The following is a 15,231-nucleotide window of genomic DNA, read 5'->3' on the forward strand; positions in this document are numbered from 1 at the left end:
GCTTTCCTCAGGATGAACAGCAGAAAGACGGCAGCGGCCATCGCCGTGACGCTGGCCATGGCGCTCGGTGCGAGCGCCTGTGGCAGCTCCGACAAGGACAGTGACGGCAGCAAGGGGGGCGGCGGCAGCGCCAAGGCCGATGCCGGACTGTCGAGCATCGTCAACGCGTCCGACAAGAAGGGGGGAACGGTCGTCTACGAGCACTCCAGCGGCCCCGACTCCCTGGACCCGGGCAACACCTACTACGGCTGGGTGCAGAACTTCTCGCGCCTGTACGCCCGTGCCCTGGTCACCTTCAAGCCGGCCGCGGGCAAGGAAGGCCTCGAGGTCGTCCCCGACCTCGCGACCTCGCTCGGCAAGGCGAGCCCGGACGCCAAGACCTGGACGTACACGCTCCGCAAGGGCGTGAAGTTCCAGGACGGCACCGAGATCACCTCGAAGGACGTCAAGTACGCGATCGAGCGCAGCAACTTCGCGCCCGAGGCCCTGTCCAACGGCCCCACCTACTTCAAGGCCTACCTTGAGGGCGGCGACAAGTACAAGGGCCCGTACAAGGACAAGTCCCCCGAGGGTCTGAAGTCCATCGAGACCCCCGACCCGTACACGATCACCTTCAAGCTCAACAAGCCGTTCGCGGACATGGACTACCTGGCCGCCTTCTCGCAGACCGCCCCGGTCCCGCAGAAGGCCGACAAGGGTGCCGAGTACGTCCAGAACATCGTGTCCTCGGGCCCGTACAAGTTCGACTCGTACAGCGAGAGCAGCGGCGCGACGCTGTCCCGCAACCCCGAGTGGGACCAGGCGAGCGACCCGATCCGCAAGGCGCTGCCGGACAAGATCGAGCTGAAGCTGAACGTCAACGCGACGACGGTCGACGAGCACCTGCTCAGCGACACGATCACCGCGGACGCGGCCGGCACCGGCCTCCAGTCCAAGACCCAGCCGAAGGTGCTCGTCAAGGCCGATGAGAAGGCCAAGACGGACAACCCGTACGCGGGCGCGCTCCAGTACCTGGCGATGAACGTCAACGTGAAGCCGTTCGACAACATCGAGTGCCGCAAGGCCGTCCAGTACGCGGTCGACAAGGCCGGTGCGGTCAACGCCATCGGTGGCGCGGTCAAGGGCGACCCGGCCAGCACGCTGATCCCGCCGTCGGTGAGCGGTTACAAGAAGTTCGACCTGTACGCGACGCCGGGCAACAAGGGCGACGCGGCCAAGGCCAAGGCGGCGCTGACCGCGTGTGGCAAGCCGGGCGGCTTCTCGACCACGCTGACGGCCCGCGCGGACCGTCCCGACGAGGTCCTCGTCGCCACCCAGATCCAGGAGAGCCTGAAGAAGGTCGGCATCAACGCCGACGTCAAGACCTTCCCGGCCGACAAGTACTTCACGGACTTCGCCGGTGTGCCGGACTGGGTCCACAAGAACAACGCCGGTCTCATGATGATGGCCTGGGGCGCCGACTGGCCGACCGGCTTCGGCTTCCTCGACCAGATCGTCAACGGTTCCGCCATCAAGCCCTCCGGTGGCACGAACCTGATGGAGCTGAACGACCCGAAGATCAACAAGGCGCTCACGGACGGCATCGGCACCGTTGACCCCGCCGCCCGTACGGCCGCCTGGGGCAATGTGGACGAGCTGGTCATGCAGAACGCCTCGGTCGTCCCGCTGTTCTACAAGAAGAACCTGCTCTACCGGCCCGAGTCCGCGGCCAACGTCACGGTCACCGAGGCCTACCTCGGCATGTACGACTACGTGCTGATGAGCTCGACCAAGTGACACCAGGGGGTCACCGGGAAGGCCCGGTGACCCCCCCGGTAACACGTAACACCTGTACATCAAAACAGCACCCCCCGAAAGGCAGGTGAAGGTGCCGGGCCGTCCTGGCGTACCCCGTCAGGACGGCCCGGCACCAAACGGCTGTGGCTGCGTACATCATCCGACGCGTCTTCGCCGCGGTGTTGCTGCTGCTGGTGGTCAGCGCAGTCACGTTCGCGATCTTCTTCCTGGTGCCGAGGCTCGGCGGCCAGACGACCGACTCGCTGGCCGCCCAGTACATCGGCAAGAGTCCTACCCCGGACGCCATCGCGGCCGTCAAGAAGAACCTGGGGCTCGACGACCCCGTCTATCTCCAGTTCTGGCACTTCATCAAGGGCATCGTGGTCGGCGCCGAGTACAACTTCGGCCCCAACCCCTCGGTCTGCCATGTGCCCTGCTTCGGCTACTCGTTCAAGACACATGTCGAGATCTGGCCCGAGATCGTCCAGCGCATACCGGTGACCCTGTCGCTGGCCGTCGGCGCGGCGGTCATCTGGGTTCTCTCCGGTGTCGCGATCGGTGTGCTCTCCGCGCTCAAGCGGGGCTCCATCATCGACCGGCTCGCCATGGGCGTCGCCCTGGCCGGTGTCTCGCTGCCCATGTTTTTCACGGGACTGGTCTCGCTGGCCCTGTTCAGCTTCCACTGGACGATCTGGGAAGGCCTCGAATTCGTACCGTTCACCGAGAATCCGGGCCAATGGGCATGGAATCTGATCCTTCCCTGGTGCACGCTGGCCTTCCTCTACTCCGCGCTCTACGCACGGCTCACCCGAGCCGGAATGCTGGAGACGATGGGTGAGGACTACATCAGAACCGCCCGGGCCAAGGGGCTCCGCGAGAGCAAGGTGGTCGTCAAGCACGGCCTGCGCGCCGCGCTGACCCCGCTCGTCACCATCTTCGGCATGGACTTCGCGCTGCTGCTCGGCGGCGCCGTCATCACCGAGCGTGTCTACTCCTTCCAGGGCATGGGCGCCTTCGCCATCCAGGGCGTGACCCAGAGCGACCTGCCCAAGGTGATGGGGGTGACGCTCGTCGCCGCCTTCTTCATCGTTGTCTGCAACTTGCTGGTGGACCTCGTGTACGCCGCGATCGACCCCCGGGTGAGGCTCTCATGAGCGACGTACAGAAGCCGGACACCGAGAAGGCCACCACGGGTACGGGCGCGGCGGCCGGTTCCGCCGGCGCCGACGAGAAGTTCCTGTCCGTACGGGACCTGCGGATCCACTTCGACACCGACGACGGCCTGGTGAAGTCCGTCGACGGCGTCAGCTTCGATCTGAAGGCCGGCCAGACCCTCGGCATCGTCGGTGAGTCCGGCTCGGGCAAGTCCGTCACCTCGCTGGGCATCATGGGCCTGCACAACTCCGAGCGGGCCCGTATCTCCGGTGAGATCTGGCTGGACGGCGAGGAACTGATCGGCGCGGGCACCGAGCGGGTGCGCAAGCTGCGCGGCCAGAAGATGGCGATGATCTTCCAGGACCCGCTGTCCGCGCTGCACCCGTACTACAGCATCGGCGCGCAGATCGTGGAGGCCTACCGCGTCCACAACGCCGTCGACAAGAAGACCGCGAAGAAGCGGGCCGTCGAGATGCTCGACCGGGTCGGGATCCCCGAGCCGGCCAGGCGGTACGACGACTATCCGCACCAGTTCTCCGGCGGTATGCGCCAGCGCGCGATGATCGCGATGGCCCTGGTCAACAACCCTCAGTTGCTGATCGCCGACGAGCCGACGACCGCCCTGGACGTGACCGTCCAGGCGCAGATCCTCGACCTGATCCGGGATCTCCAGAAGGAGTTCCACTCGGCGGTCGTCATCATCACCCACGACCTCGGCGTCGTTGCCGAGATCGCGGACGAGCTGCTGGTGATGTACGCGGGGCGGTGTATCGAGCGCGGCTCCGCCGAGAAGGTCTTCTACCGGCCGCAGCACCCGTACACCTGGGGGCTGCTGGGCTCGATGCCGCGGATCGACCGCGAGCAGACCGACCGGCTGGTGCCGGTCAAGGGGACCCCGCCCAGCCTGATCAACGTCCCGTCCGGCTGCGCCTTCCATCCGCGCTGCCCGTACGCCGACGTCCCCAAGGACAACATCACCCGCACCGAGCGTCCCGAGCTGCGGCAGATCACCGACGGGCACTTCTCCGCCTGCCATATGACGCCGGCGGAGCGGGAACGGATCTGGACCGAAGAGATTGCGCCGAAGCTGTGACTGATCTGAGCAAAGAGATTCCCGAGCAGGGGGCGGGTCAGGGACCGGACGGTGCGGACGGGCCGGCGCCCGAGCCGCTCCTCAAGGTCACCGGCCTGGTCAAGCACTTCCCCATCACCAAGGGCGTACTCAAGCGCAAGGTGGGCGCGGTCCAGGCGGTCGACGGACTGACCTTCGACGTACGTCCCGGGGAGACCCTGGGCGTGGTCGGCGAGTCCGGCTGCGGCAAGTCCACGATGGGCCGGCTGATCACCAGGCTGCTCGAACCGACCGGCGGAAAGGTCGAGTTCGAGGGGCGGGACATCACGCACCTCTCGACCGGGGCCATGCGTCCGATGCGCCGCGATGTGCAGATGATCTTCCAGGACCCGTACGGTTCGCTGAACCCGCGCCACACCATCGGCGGGATCGTGGGCACCCCCTTCAAGCTCCAGGGCATCCAGCCCGAGGGCGGCGTGAAGAAGGAGGTCCAGCGGCTGCTGGAGCTGGTGGGTCTGAGCCCCGAGCACTACAACCGCTATCCGCACGAGTTCTCCGGCGGCCAGCGCCAGCGCATCGGGATCGCCCGGGCGCTCGCGCTCAACCCGAAGCTGGTCGTGGCGGACGAGCCGGTCTCGGCGCTGGACGTGTCGATCCAGGCGCAGGTGGTGAACCTGCTGGACGACCTCCAGAAGGAGCTGGGCCTGACCTATGTGATCATCGCGCACGACCTCTCGGTCATCCGCCATGTGTCGGACCGGATCGCGGTGATGTACCTCGGCAAGATCGTCGAGCTGGCGGACCGTACCTCGCTGTACGAGTCGCCCAAGCACCCGTACACCAAGGCGCTGCTGTCCGCGGTGCCGGTGCCGGACCCGAGCAGGCGCGGCGGGAAGAGCGACCGGATCCTGCTCAAGGGCGATGTGCCCTCGCCGATCAAGCCGCCGAGCGGCTGCCGCTTCCACACCCGGTGCTGGAAGGCGACGGAGGTGTGCAGGACGACCGAGCCGCCGCTGATCCAGCTCGCACCGGGGCACCAGGCGGCCTGCCACCACCCGGAGAACGTTCCCGACCAGAGCGCGCAGACGGCCGCGGTGACGGGCGGCGCCTCGGAGGCCGGGACCACGAAGTAGACACAGCACGGCATCGCTTGTCGGCGTCGCTTGTCTCCTGGCCGGCCCCTGGACCTTCGGGTCCAGGGGCCGGCTTTGTCATGACTTTTGTAAGCTACCGCTTAGTAAAATCCTCTTGTAGTGTTGCGTTCCATGGCACAGGCATCCATCGCGTCCATCGGGGACAGCGAGTTCGACCGCGACACCGCCGTCACCGCGCGTGCGGAGGGCGTCTACGAGACCCGGCTGTCGCCGGGCTGGACGATCATGAACGTCCTCAACGGCGGCTATCTGCTGGCGGTGCTCGGGCGCGCCCTCGGTGACGCCCTGCCGCACTCCGACCCGTTCGCCGTCTCGGCGCACTACCTCACGCCGTCGGCCCCGGGGCCCGCCGTGATCCGTACGGAGGCGGTACGGACCGGCCGTACGCTCTCCACCGGACAGGCGTCCCTCTACCAGACCGCGGAGGACGGCACCGAGGTCGAGCGGATCAGGGTCGTCGCGTCGTACGGCGATCTGGACGCGCTGTCCGACGACATACGGACGGCCGCGAAGCCGCCCGAGATGCCTCCGCTGGAGCGCTGTATCAGCACCGCCGACGGGCCCACGCCGCCCGGGGACTTCTCGATGATCGACCGGCTGGCGCTGCGGCTCGACCCGGCCACGGTGGGCTGGGCGGTCGGCGCGCCGTCCGGGCGGGGCGAGATGCGTGCCTGGTTCGCGTTCGGGGACGGGCGGGACGCCGATCCGCTGTCGCTGCTGCTGGCGGTGGACGCGTTGCCGCCCACGGCGTTCGAGCTGGGGCTCAAGGGGTGGACCCCGACGGTCGAGCTGACCGCCCATGTCCGCTGCCGGCCGGCGCCGGGGCCGCTGCGGGTCGCGCTCACGACCCGTAATCTCGCCGGGGGTTTCCTGGAGGAGGACGCGGAGATCTGGGACAGCGCGGACCGGTTGGTGACCCAGTCGCGCCAACTCGCCCGGGTTCCACGCGAGTAGTGCCGCGCGGGTGACGGTCCGGCGGTGTTCTCACGCGCCGCTGTGTTCTGTCCTCAGGCGCCGGACGTCCGCTGTGTTCCGTCCTCAACCGCCGGACGTGCGCTGTGCTCTGTCCTGTGTTCTGTCCTCAAGCGCCGGACGGGCCGGCTGCCGTCCGGCACTCCGGGGTGCCCGGGGTCGGCCACGGCCTGGCCTGGACCGGACGCGTGTATGGCTCCCCCGACTCGTAGAATCGTGCCCACCATGGTTTACCTCGACCACGCCGCGACCACTCCGATGCTGCCGGAGGCGATCGAGGCGATGACCGCCCAGTTCGCCCTCGCCGGCAACGCCTCCTCACTCCACGCCGCCGGGCGCCGGGCCCGCCGTACCGTCGAGGAGGCCCGCGAGACCCTCGCGGAGGCCCTCGGCGCACGGCCCAGCGAGGTGGTCTTCACCTCGGGCGGCACCGAGGCCGACAATCTCGCCGTCAAAGGCCTGTACTGGGCCCGGCGCGACGCCGATCCGGCCAGGACCCGGGTGCTCGCCAGCCCGGTCGAGCACCACGCCGTCCTCGACGCGGTCGACTGGCTCGCCGGGCACGAGGGCGCGACGGTCGAGTATCTGCCGGTCGACCCGTACGGGCGCGTCTCGCCGGAAACCCTGCGCGAGGCCATCGAGCGCGATCCCGATGATGTCGCCCTGGCCACGGTCATGTGGGCCAACAACGAGATCGGCACCATCCTGCCGGTCCCCGAACTGGCCGAGGTGGCGGCGGAGTTCGGCGTCCCGCTGCACTCCGACGCCGTCCAGGCCTTCGGTCAGACGGAGCTGGACTTCGGTGCCTCGGGCCTCGCCGCGATGACCGTCTCGGGCCACAAGATCGGCGGCCCGTACGGGATCGGCGCGCTGGTGCTGGGGCGTGAATACAGCCCCGTACCCGTTCTGCACGGCGGCGGGCAGGAGCGGCATGTGCGGTCGGGCACGCTCGACACCCCGGCGATCGCGGCCTTCGCCGTGGCCGGGCGGCTGGCCGCCGAGCGGCGCGAGCGGTTCGCCCGGGACATCGGCGCCCTGCGGGACGAACTGATCGGGGCCGTACGGGAGGCCGTCCCCGACGCGGTCCTCGGCGGCGACCCGGTCCACCGGCTGCCCGCCAACGCGCACTTCAGCTTCCCGGGCTGCGAGGGCGACTCACTGCTGCTGCTGCTCGACGCCCAGGGCATCGAGTGCTCGACCGGCTCGGCCTGTACGGCGGGTGTGGCGCAGCCCAGCCATGTCCTGCTGGCCACCGGCAGCGACCCGGATCTGGCCAGGGGCACCCTGCGCTTCTCCCTCGGCCACACCTCCACCCGGGCGGATGTGGAAGCGGTCGCGAAGGCCATCGGCCCGGCCGTCGACCGCGCCAGAAACGCGGGACTCAGCTAGGGCCTCTCGTTAGGATCTTGCTGGGCTCGCGTGCCCTGGCACCGCGCCTCGCGGCGTTGTCGTCAGTCGCCTACGCTCCGCGTGGGCTCCATCCTCCGCCTTGCGATCCACGGCACCAGACCCCGCTCCCTGATCCAGCCAGATCCAAACGAAAGACCCTAGGTCCGGCGCCGGGCGGCCATGATCCAGGGCCAGGGCCTTCGAGGCGGCCTCGGGCCCCGGCCGCGCGGCCGGGGCAGGTGCCGGGGCCGGGCTCTACGGGGCCGCACTCGCCCCAGCCGTTCTCAGGCCGCGTCCGGCTGGGGCGTACCCGCTTCCCGTACCAGCTTGATGTAGCGGTTCCAGTCCCAGTACGGCCCCGGGTCCGTGTGGTCCGTGCCCGGGACCTCCACATGCCCGATGATGTGCTTCCGGTCCACCGGGATCCCGTACCGCTCGCATATCCCTGCGGTCAGCCGCGCCGACGAGCGGTACATGGCGTCCGTGAAGGACGACTTCTCGTCCACGAAGCCCTCGTGCTCGATGCCTATGGACCGTTCGTTGTAGAGCCGGTTGCCCGCGTGGTACGCCACGTCCAGCTCGCGGATCATCTGCGCCACATGCCCGTCCTTGCGCACCACATAGTGCGAGGCGGCGCCGTGGGCCGGGTCCCGGAAGACCTTGAGCGCCACCTGATAGCTGCCCTGGACGACATGGATGACAACGCGGTCCACGGCGTAGTCGTCCGGCCGGTCCGCCCGCCGCCAGTTCGCCGGGGAGGCGGCGACCCACTGCGCCGGAGCGTAATCAAGCTCACCCTCCTTGCGCGGCTTGTTGATGCCGGGCACCCGCCACCACACCCGTGAGACCTGCTCGCGCGCCAGCAGACCGCCGCCGAGCAGCGCCGCGGCGCCGCCGATCAGCACCGTCCTGCGGTTGATCTCCCCCGCGTCCGCGGCGCCGCGATGGCGTCCGCAGGCCTGCCCGCCGCCGGTCGTCCCGGGTGTGTAGTCGCCCATGTGATCGTCAACGCAAACCGGAGCGACTCCGGTTCCCGCCGGGCCGTACTCTGGTGTGGTTATGACTCACAATCCCGAGCGGAATGCTCAGCGTCCCCTCCGTGTGCTCGCCGCCATGTCGGGCGGCGTGGACTCCGCCGTTGCCGCCGCCCGGGCCGCCGACGCGGGCCACGATGTCACCGGTGTGCATCTGGCGCTCTCCGCGAACCCGCAGTCCTTCCGTACGGGTGCGCGCGGCTGCTGCACCATCGAGGACTCCCGCGACGCGCGCAGGGCGGCCGATGTGATCGGCATCCCGTTCTATGTCTGGGATCTCGCCGAGCGCTTCCGCGAGGACGTCGTCGAGGACTTCGTCGCGGAGTACGAGGCGGGCCGCACCCCGAACCCGTGTCTGCGCTGCAACGAGAAGATCAAGTTCGCCGCGCTGCTCGACAAGGCGCTCGCCCTCGGTTTCGACGCCGTGTGCACGGGCCACTACGCGACGGTCGTCACCGGTCCGGGCGGTGCCCGTGAACTGCACCGGGCCAGCGACATGGCCAAGGACCAGTCGTATGTGCTCGGTGTCCTGGACGAGCGGCAGCTCGCGCACGCCATGTTCCCGCTCGGTGACACCCTCACCACCAAGGACGAGATCCGCGCGGAGGCCGAGCGCCGCGGTCTGGCCGTCGCGAAGAAGCCCGACAGCCATGACATCTGCTTCATCGCGGACGGCGACACCCAGGGCTTCCTCGCGAAGCGGCTGGGCAGGGCCGAGGGCGACATCGTGGACGAGTCCGGTACGAAGGTGGGCAGCCACGACGGCGCGTACGGCTTCACCATCGGCCAGCGTAAGGGTCTGCGCATCGGCCGCCCGGCCGCCGACGGCAAGCCGCGCTACGTCCTGGACATCTCGCCGGTCGACAACACCGTGACGGTCGGCCCGGCCGCCGCGCTGGACGTCGTGGCGCTGACAGCGGTCAAGCCCCGCTGGTGCGGCACCGCGCCCACCGGCCCCGCCGGCTACACCGCCCAGCTCCGCGCCCACGGCGGCGAGACACCGGTGACGGCGGAGCTGACGACGGACGGGACACTGACGGTGAGCTTCGAGGAGCCGGTACGGGGCGTGGCGCCGGGGCAGGCGATCGTGCTGTACGACGGCACGCGCGTGGTCGGCTCGGCGACGATCGCGACCACCCAGCGGCGTAAGGCGGCTCTGGCCGGTTGACGGAACGGGCCGTCCTCCTTGAAGAAGGGCTCTGAGGCCTCTACAAGGAGGACGCCCCGTCAAGTCAACAGCGGTCCTGCTCCTGTTCCGCCGCGGGCGTCAGCGGCCGGCCTGGAGCGCGGTCCAGGTGCCCGCCCCGACAATGCCGTCCGCGGTCAGGCCCCGGGTGCTCTGGTAGTCCCGTACCGCCTGGGCCGTACCGGACCCGAACTGCCCGTCGATGGAGACCGTCCGCGCCAGCGCGGCCGTCAGCGCGCGCTGGAGACGCTGCACCGCGGCGCCCGAGCTGCCCTCGCGTACGACGGTCTGGGCCCCGGCCGACAGCAGCGCCGTCCAAGTGCGGGAGCCGATCACCCCGTCGGCGGTCAGCCCCCGGGCGGACTGGAAGGCCGAGACCGCGCCGGCGGTGCGCGAGCCGAAGACGCCGTCGGCGGTGCCCGCGTTGTACCCCTGCTGGTTCAGCAGGGTCTGAGCCGCTGTCACCTGGGCTCCGGTGGAACCACTCCTGAGGGTGGAGTACGAGGCGAAGTCGAGCTGTACGCCCCCGCCGCCCGAACTGCCGCCCACGAGCTGCATGTAGTAGTTCCAGTTCCAGTTCGGTCCCGGATCGGTGTGGTCGTTGCCCGGCACCTCGGCGTGGCCGACGATGTGGCCCCGGTCCTTGGGTATGCCGTACCGCTCGCACAGATACTTCGTCAGCGCGGCCGAGGACCGGTACATCGCGTCGGTGAACCAGCTCGGGTCGGCTATGAAGCCCTCGTGCTCTATCCCCAGGCTGGAGGAGTTGGCCGAGCGGGCGTGGTAGGCGGTGTCGCTGTCGCGGACCATCTGGGTGATCGCGCCGTCCGAGGAGCGCACCACATAGTGGGCGCTGACCTTCGAGGACGGGTTCTGGAACCAGCTTATGGTCCCGGCGTACGAGCCCTGGGTGACATGGACGACCACCGTGCTGATCGACGCGGACCGGCCCGCCGAGTAGTTGGCCGCGTTGGCCGGGACCCATGCGGCGGGCGGATAGTCGGGGCTGAGCGCGGCGCGCCCCTCGCGTGTGCCCGCCGCCGCGTAGGAGCCGCGCTCGGGTGCGACGGCGCGCGGCTTCACGGTGACCCGCTCGCCGCCCGCGACCGGCGCGCTGATGCCCTGCGAGAGGAAGGTGTAGACGGTGTCGGCGTAGAGCCGGGCGGTCGCGGGGTCGGTCGCCCCGCCGTACCGCGCGACCACCGGGTACCACGCGTCGACGCCGCGGCGCTCCGTGGCGTCCAGCCCCAGGCCGTCGGCGTACGAGCGCAGGACGGCGGCGCCGCCGCGGATGTTGGCGGCGGTGTCCTCGCGCAGCTCGGCGCGCGGCTCGCCGGTCAGCTCGGCGGCCCGCTCCAGGGTGCGGCTGCCGGGATTGCTGACGAGATGCATGACCCCGTAGCCGTTCGCCTGGCTGGGCTCGCCGTCGTGCCCGTCCAGATGGGTCTCGCCGTACCCGACCGCCACCAGCAGGTCCCGTGGTACGCCGAATTCCGCCGCGGCCTGCCCGAAGGCCCGGCTCATGGTGCCGTGGCCCACGGTGCCGTGCTTCGTCGGGGTGACGGGAGCGGGCGCTGCGCCGGCGGGCTGGACCGTGGCGACGAGCACCGTGGTGATCAGGGCGCCGAGCGTGGACAGCGCCGTCCGTCTCCATGGCGTCGATCGTCGGTACATGCTTCCTCCTGGTCGGTCGGTTCGACGGTCTCCGCCTGAGCGGAGGCGGGTCTACGCCCGTTGAACGACCAGACCTATCGGTGAGTCATGCCCATGTCAAGCTTGCCAAGTGCCGCTCCCCGAAACAGGGTTGAGCGATTGTCGCAGGACGGTGCGAGGCGGCCCATACCGCGCGGCGAGGCGGTCCGTGCGCGGCGGCGTGGCGGCGCGGCGGACAGCGCCTACGCCGTGAAGAACTCCTCCAGCACAGGCGCCAGCACATGCGGGGCCACATCGTGGGTCTGGCCCGTCAGGGTGCGGTGGCGGCCCCGGGGGAGGGCCCGGGCCACCGACCTGGCCGCGTTCCGCAGCAGCACCGGGCTGCACCCGCCGTCCACGACCATGGCGCGGGTCCTGACGCCCTTCAGCCGCTCGGCCGGCACCCCGCCGGGCCCCAGCACCGCGCTGTCGTACGCGAGTGTGTGCGCCAGAGCCGTCAGATCCGCCCACATCGGGGACCGCCGCATCCCGGCGACCGACTCGGGCGGCACGCCCACCACCGACAGGAACAGTTCGACGGCGTCCTCCCGCGACTCACGCTCCAGCAGTTTGCCGAGGCGCTCCGCATACGCCGTGTATGCCGCCAGATCCGCCGGATCGATGGCGTACGGCGGCTCGTACAGCGCGAGTTGGGTCACCGCCACACCGGCGGCGGCGGCCTCCAGGACGAGCGCGGCACCCGAGGAGACGCCGTACACGGAGGCGCTGCCGCCGGCCTCCGCGATCAGGGCCGCCAGATCCTCGATCTCCCGCTCCACCGCGTACGGAGCGGTGTCACCGCTGGCGCCGCGCCCGCGCCGGTCGTAGACGAGCACCTCGAAGACCGGCGCGAGCAGCTTCGCCAGCGGTGCTTGCGACTCCGCCGTGCTGAGCGCGCCACCGACCAGAATCACCGGCGGTCCCTCGCCCAGGCGGCGATAGGCGACAGGGGTGCCGTCCCCCGATATGGCAGTACACATCATGTCCATGTTGGGGGAGACGAGCGGGCGCCGCACAACTCATCGTTCAACCGGGGAGATTTTTTTCGGCCCGTCTTTCCGCAGGCCAGGGCTTTCTCTCAGGCCGCGACGACTTCGGTTTCGTAGAAGCAGAAGTGGTCCTTGATCGGGGCGACTTCGTCCTTGGGCGTGGGGTAGGCCCAGACCAGATCCGCGGCGCCGGGCAGCGACCAGTAGGCCGCGTCGCCCTTGAACGGGCAGTGGGTGGTGGTCTCGGACGGCGTCAGCAGATCCGTACGCACATCCTCCGGCGGGAGGTAGTAGCGGACGGGGCAGCCGGTCTCCCGCAGCACCAGCGGACGGCGGCTCTCGGCGAGCACCTGTCCGTCCCGTACGACGCGGACATGCTCGGCGCCCTGCTCGACGGTGATGGTGTGTCCCGTGGTCATGGTCATCGGTCCCTTCGGTGGTTCGCGGCTCACTGGCTCGTGCACTCTCCTCAGCAACGGACCGGCGCCCGGTCTTCCCGGCGGTCCCGCACCGCCACCTATGGTGGCCGCATGAATATCTGTGTCTTCCTCTCCGCCGCCGATCTCGACGAGCGCTACACCCGCCCCGCCCGTGAATTCGCCGAGCTGATCGGCAAGGGCGGCCACACCCTGGTGTGGGGCGGTTCCGACAGCGGACTGATGAAGGTCGTCGCCGACGGGGTGCAGGAGTCCGGCGGCCGGCTGGTCGGCGTCTCGGTGGATTTCCTCGGCGAATTCGTCCGGCCCGGTGCCGACGAGATGGTGATCGCCAAGGATCTGTCCGAGCGGAAGGCACTGCTCCTCGCCAAGTCCGACGCCGTTGTGATCATGGTCGGGGGTACGGGCACGCTGGACGAGGCCACGGAGATCCTGGAGCTGAAGAAGCACGCCCTGCACACCAAGCCCGTGGTACTCCTCAACACGGCGGGCTTCTACGACGGGCTGAAGCAGCAGTTCCTCCGGATGGAAGAGGAGGGCTTCCTGCCCGTCCCCCTCACCGACCTGGTCTTCTTCGCCGAGGACGGGGTCGGGGCGCTCGCCCATCTGGAGGAGAGCGCGGGCGTGCGCTGACCGCTCCGCCGTGATGCGACCATGACGGCATGGCTACCCATCTCATCACCGGTGCGGGCTCGGGCATCGGCGCCGCCGTCGCGCGCCGGCTGCACGGGCGCGGCGACGATCTGCTGCTGCTCGCCCGCGACGCCGGCCGCGCCAAGGAACTCGGCGCCGATTTCCCCGGCGCCCGTACGCTCGTCGGCGACCTCGCCGCGCCCGACCGGCTCTCCTGGGCACTGGCCCAGCAGTCGCTGCCCGACAGGCTCGACTCGCTCCTGCACATCGCGGGCATCGTCGACCTCGGCACGATCGCCGAGCTGACCCCCAAGGTCTGGCAGAGCCAGCTCCAGGTGAATCTGGTCGCGCCCGCCGAGCTGACCCGGCTGCTGCTGCCCCAGTTGCGGATCTCCCGGGGCCAGGTGATCTTCGTCAACTCCGGGGCCGGGCTCAACGCCCACGCCGAGTGGGGCGCGTACGCCGCCTCCAAGCACGGCCTCAAGGCGCTCGCCGACTCGCTGCGCCACGAGGAGAAGCCCAACGGTGTCCGTGTGACCTCGGTCTATCCGGGCCGTACGGCGAGCCCCATGCAGGCCAGGGTGCACCAGCAGGAGGGCAAGGAGTACGACCCGTCGCTCTGGATGGACCCCGAGTCGGTGGCCACGACGATCATCACGGCGCTCGACCTGCCACGCGACGCCCAGATCGACAATCTGACCGTACGGCCGGGCCGATGAGCGGTACGGAGCAGACGGCCGTTCTCCGCTGGGGGCCCGCCACCGGCGTCGGGTCGATGCCCGGCGGCGACGCCAGGGAGGCCGCCAAAGCCGTCACCGGGACGTTCGAGGACTTCCCGTACCTGCCCGAACTGCCCGGCCGGGGCCCGGGCGCCGACATGATCGGCCGTACGGCGGGCCTCCTCGTCGAGGTCTACGCGCGCGTGGAGCCCAGCGGCTGGCGGATCGGCGACCGGCCCGGGCGCGACACCAGGCGGGCCAGGTCCTGGCTGGGCGAGGACCTCGACGCGCTGGAGGAGTTCACCCAGGGGTACGAGGGCCCGCTCAAGATCCAGGCCGTCGGGCCCTGGACGCTCGCGGCCGCCCTGGAACTTCGCAACGGGGAGGCGGCGCTCAGCGACCCCGGCGCCTGCCGGGATCTGACCGGATCGCTGGTGGAGGGGCTGACCGGGCACCTCGCGGAGGTACGGCGCCGGGTGCCGGGGGCCGTACCGGTGCTCCAGCTCGACGAGCCGTCCCTCACCGCCGTACTGCGCGGCCAGGTCAGGACGGCCAGCGGCTACCGCACCCACCGGGCCGTGGACCGGCAGATCGTGGAGGGCGCGCTGCGCGAGGTGACGGCGGTGGGCGGGGGGACGGCGGTCGTGCACTCGTGCGCGCCCGACGTGCCGTTCGCGCTGCTGCGGCGGGCCGGCGCCGCCGGTGTCTCCTTCGACTTCGGTCTGCTCACCGAGCGTGACGAGGAGCAGATCGGGGAGGCGGTGGAGGGCGGTACGAAGCTCTTCGCGGGGATCGTGCCGGGCACGGAGGGCCCATTGTCCGACCCTGCCGGTAGCGTCATGGGTGTCAGAACGCTGTGGCGCAGGCTGGGGCTGAATCCGGGGACTCTCGCGGAGTCCGTGGTGCTCACCCCGTCGTGCGGGCTCGCGGGCGCTTCGCCCGCGTACGCGCACGCCGCGCAGGCGCACTGTGTCAGGGCCGCGAGATCCCTCGCGGACAACCCTGAGTGACGATCCCGGGTGA

The 15,231-nt window shown here is 70.1% G+C and carries 14 protein-coding genes; 10 read left to right on the forward strand and 4 right to left on the reverse strand.

Annotated features, from left to right (window positions below):
* The first annotated feature begins 12 nt into the window (after positions 1-12).
* The 6 genes from WH07_RS26640 (at position 13) to WH07_RS26665 (ending at position 7,518) form a co-directional block, all read left to right on the forward strand.
* Positions 13-1,776 carry an ABC transporter substrate-binding protein gene (locus WH07_RS26640; RefSeq protein ID WP_046505152.1) on the forward strand — a complete coding sequence of 588 codons (1,764 nt, stop codon included), beginning with the start codon at positions 13-15 and terminating at the stop codon, positions 1,774-1,776.
* A gap of 143 nt (positions 1,777-1,919) precedes the next feature.
* Positions 1,920-2,930: an ABC transporter permease gene (locus tag WH07_RS26645; RefSeq protein WP_046505154.1), complete on the forward strand. Its 1,011-nt coding sequence runs from the start codon at positions 1,920-1,922 to the stop codon at positions 2,928-2,930.
* Complete coding sequence (locus WH07_RS26650) at positions 2,927-4,024, forward strand: ABC transporter ATP-binding protein (protein ID WP_046505156.1); 1,098 nt, start codon at positions 2,927-2,929, stop codon at positions 4,022-4,024. Before WH07_RS26645 ends, WH07_RS26650 begins: the two co-directional genes overlap by 4 nt.
* Positions 4,021-5,136: an ABC transporter ATP-binding protein gene (locus WH07_RS26655; RefSeq protein WP_046505159.1), complete on the forward strand. Its 1,116-nt coding sequence runs from the start codon at positions 4,021-4,023 to the stop codon at positions 5,134-5,136. The genes WH07_RS26650 and WH07_RS26655 overlap by 4 nt, the downstream gene beginning before the upstream one ends.
* Positions 5,137-5,268: 132 nt before the next feature.
* Positions 5,269-6,111 (forward strand): thioesterase family protein, encoded by an 843-nt coding sequence (locus tag WH07_RS26660; protein WP_046505162.1) that lies wholly within the window; start codon positions 5,269-5,271, stop codon positions 6,109-6,111.
* 243 nt (positions 6,112-6,354) lie between these two features.
* Positions 6,355-7,518 (forward strand): cysteine desulfurase family protein, encoded by a 1,164-nt coding sequence (locus WH07_RS26665; RefSeq protein WP_046505227.1) that lies wholly within the window; start codon positions 6,355-6,357, stop codon positions 7,516-7,518.
* 284 nt (positions 7,519-7,802) lie between these two features.
* Here the strand turns inward: WH07_RS26665 and WH07_RS26670 are convergent, their stop codons facing one another.
* On the reverse strand, positions 7,803-8,516 hold the full coding sequence (locus tag WH07_RS26670; protein WP_046505164.1) for an N-acetylmuramoyl-L-alanine amidase: 714 nt from the start codon (positions 8,514-8,516) through the stop codon (positions 7,803-7,805).
* A 61-nt stretch (positions 8,517-8,577) separates the two neighbouring features.
* On the opposite strand from WH07_RS26670, the gene mnmA reads away from it, so the two are divergent.
* On the forward strand, positions 8,578-9,720 hold the full coding sequence (mnmA, locus tag WH07_RS26675; RefSeq protein ID WP_079023577.1) for a tRNA 2-thiouridine(34) synthase MnmA: 1,143 nt from the start codon (positions 8,578-8,580) through the stop codon (positions 9,718-9,720).
* 99 nt (positions 9,721-9,819) lie between these two features.
* Here mnmA and WH07_RS26680 read toward each other — a convergent pair whose 3' ends face one another.
* From WH07_RS26680 to WH07_RS26690, 3 genes are all read right to left on the reverse strand, one after another.
* A complete protein-coding gene (locus WH07_RS26680) occupies positions 9,820-11,412 on the reverse strand; it encodes a peptidoglycan recognition protein family protein (RefSeq protein ID WP_046505171.1) in 1,593 nt (530 codons plus the stop codon).
* Positions 11,413-11,633: 221 nt separating this feature from the next.
* The gene (locus tag WH07_RS26685) at positions 11,634-12,410 is read right to left on the reverse strand and encodes an alpha/beta fold hydrolase (RefSeq protein ID WP_046505229.1); all 777 of its coding nucleotides are present in this window, start codon (positions 12,408-12,410) and stop codon (positions 11,634-11,636) included.
* A 98-nt stretch (positions 12,411-12,508) separates the two neighbouring features.
* On the reverse strand, positions 12,509-12,844 hold the full coding sequence (locus WH07_RS26690; protein WP_046505174.1) for a DUF427 domain-containing protein: 336 nt from the start codon (positions 12,842-12,844) through the stop codon (positions 12,509-12,511).
* A 105-nt stretch (positions 12,845-12,949) separates the two neighbouring features.
* Here WH07_RS26690 and WH07_RS26695 point away from each other — a divergent pair, with 105 nt between their 5' ends.
* The 3 genes from WH07_RS26695 to WH07_RS26705 are packed head-to-tail and all read left to right on the forward strand — an operon-like array spanning position 12,950 to position 15,218.
* On the forward strand, positions 12,950-13,489 hold the full coding sequence (locus WH07_RS26695) for an LOG family protein (protein WP_046505177.1): 540 nt from the start codon (positions 12,950-12,952) through the stop codon (positions 13,487-13,489).
* Positions 13,490-13,518: 29 nt separating this feature from the next.
* Complete coding sequence (locus WH07_RS26700) at positions 13,519-14,208, forward strand: SDR family oxidoreductase (protein WP_046505179.1); 690 nt, start codon at positions 13,519-13,521, stop codon at positions 14,206-14,208.
* The gene (locus WH07_RS26705; protein ID WP_046505182.1) at positions 14,205-15,218 is read left to right on the forward strand and encodes a methionine synthase; all 1,014 of its coding nucleotides are present in this window, start codon (positions 14,205-14,207) and stop codon (positions 15,216-15,218) included. The genes WH07_RS26700 and WH07_RS26705 overlap by 4 nt, the downstream gene beginning before the upstream one ends.
* Positions 15,219-15,231: the final 13 nt, after the last annotated feature.

Source organism: Streptomyces odonnellii, from assembly GCF_000981895.1.
In the GTDB taxonomy this organism is placed as follows: Bacteria; Actinomycetota; Actinomycetes; order Streptomycetales; family Streptomycetaceae; genus Streptomyces; species Streptomyces odonnellii.

Bases quoted from the DNA above. Each gene is read 5' to 3' on its own strand.
- WH07_RS26690 (WP_046505174.1), bottom strand. From the start codon at position 12,844: ATGACCATGACCACGGGACACACCATCACCGTCGAGCAGGGCGCCGAG.
- WH07_RS26695 (WP_046505177.1), top strand. From the start codon at position 12,950: ATGAATATCTGTGTCTTCCTCTCCGCCGCCGATCTCGACGAGCGCTAC.
- WH07_RS26705 (WP_046505182.1), top strand. From the start codon at position 14,205: ATGAGCGGTACGGAGCAGACGGCCGTTCTCCGCTGGGGGCCCGCCACC.
- WH07_RS26700 (WP_046505179.1), top strand. From the start codon at position 13,519: ATGGCTACCCATCTCATCACCGGTGCGGGCTCGGGCATCGGCGCCGCC.
- WH07_RS26660 (WP_046505162.1), top strand. From the start codon at position 5,269: ATGGCACAGGCATCCATCGCGTCCATCGGGGACAGCGAGTTCGACCGC.
- WH07_RS26685 (WP_046505229.1), bottom strand. From the start codon at position 12,410: ATGTGTACTGCCATATCGGGGGACGGCACCCCTGTCGCCTATCGCCGC.
- WH07_RS26650 (WP_046505156.1), top strand. From the start codon at position 2,927: ATGAGCGACGTACAGAAGCCGGACACCGAGAAGGCCACCACGGGTACG.
- WH07_RS26665 (WP_046505227.1), top strand. From the start codon at position 6,355: ATGGTTTACCTCGACCACGCCGCGACCACTCCGATGCTGCCGGAGGCG.
- mnmA (WP_079023577.1), top strand. From the start codon at position 8,578: ATGACTCACAATCCCGAGCGGAATGCTCAGCGTCCCCTCCGTGTGCTC.
- WH07_RS26640 (WP_046505152.1), top strand. From the start codon at position 13: ATGAACAGCAGAAAGACGGCAGCGGCCATCGCCGTGACGCTGGCCATG.
- WH07_RS26680 (WP_046505171.1), bottom strand. From the start codon at position 11,412: ATGTACCGACGATCGACGCCATGGAGACGGACGGCGCTGTCCACGCTC.
- WH07_RS26670 (WP_046505164.1), bottom strand. From the start codon at position 8,516: ATGGGCGACTACACACCCGGGACGACCGGCGGCGGGCAGGCCTGCGGA.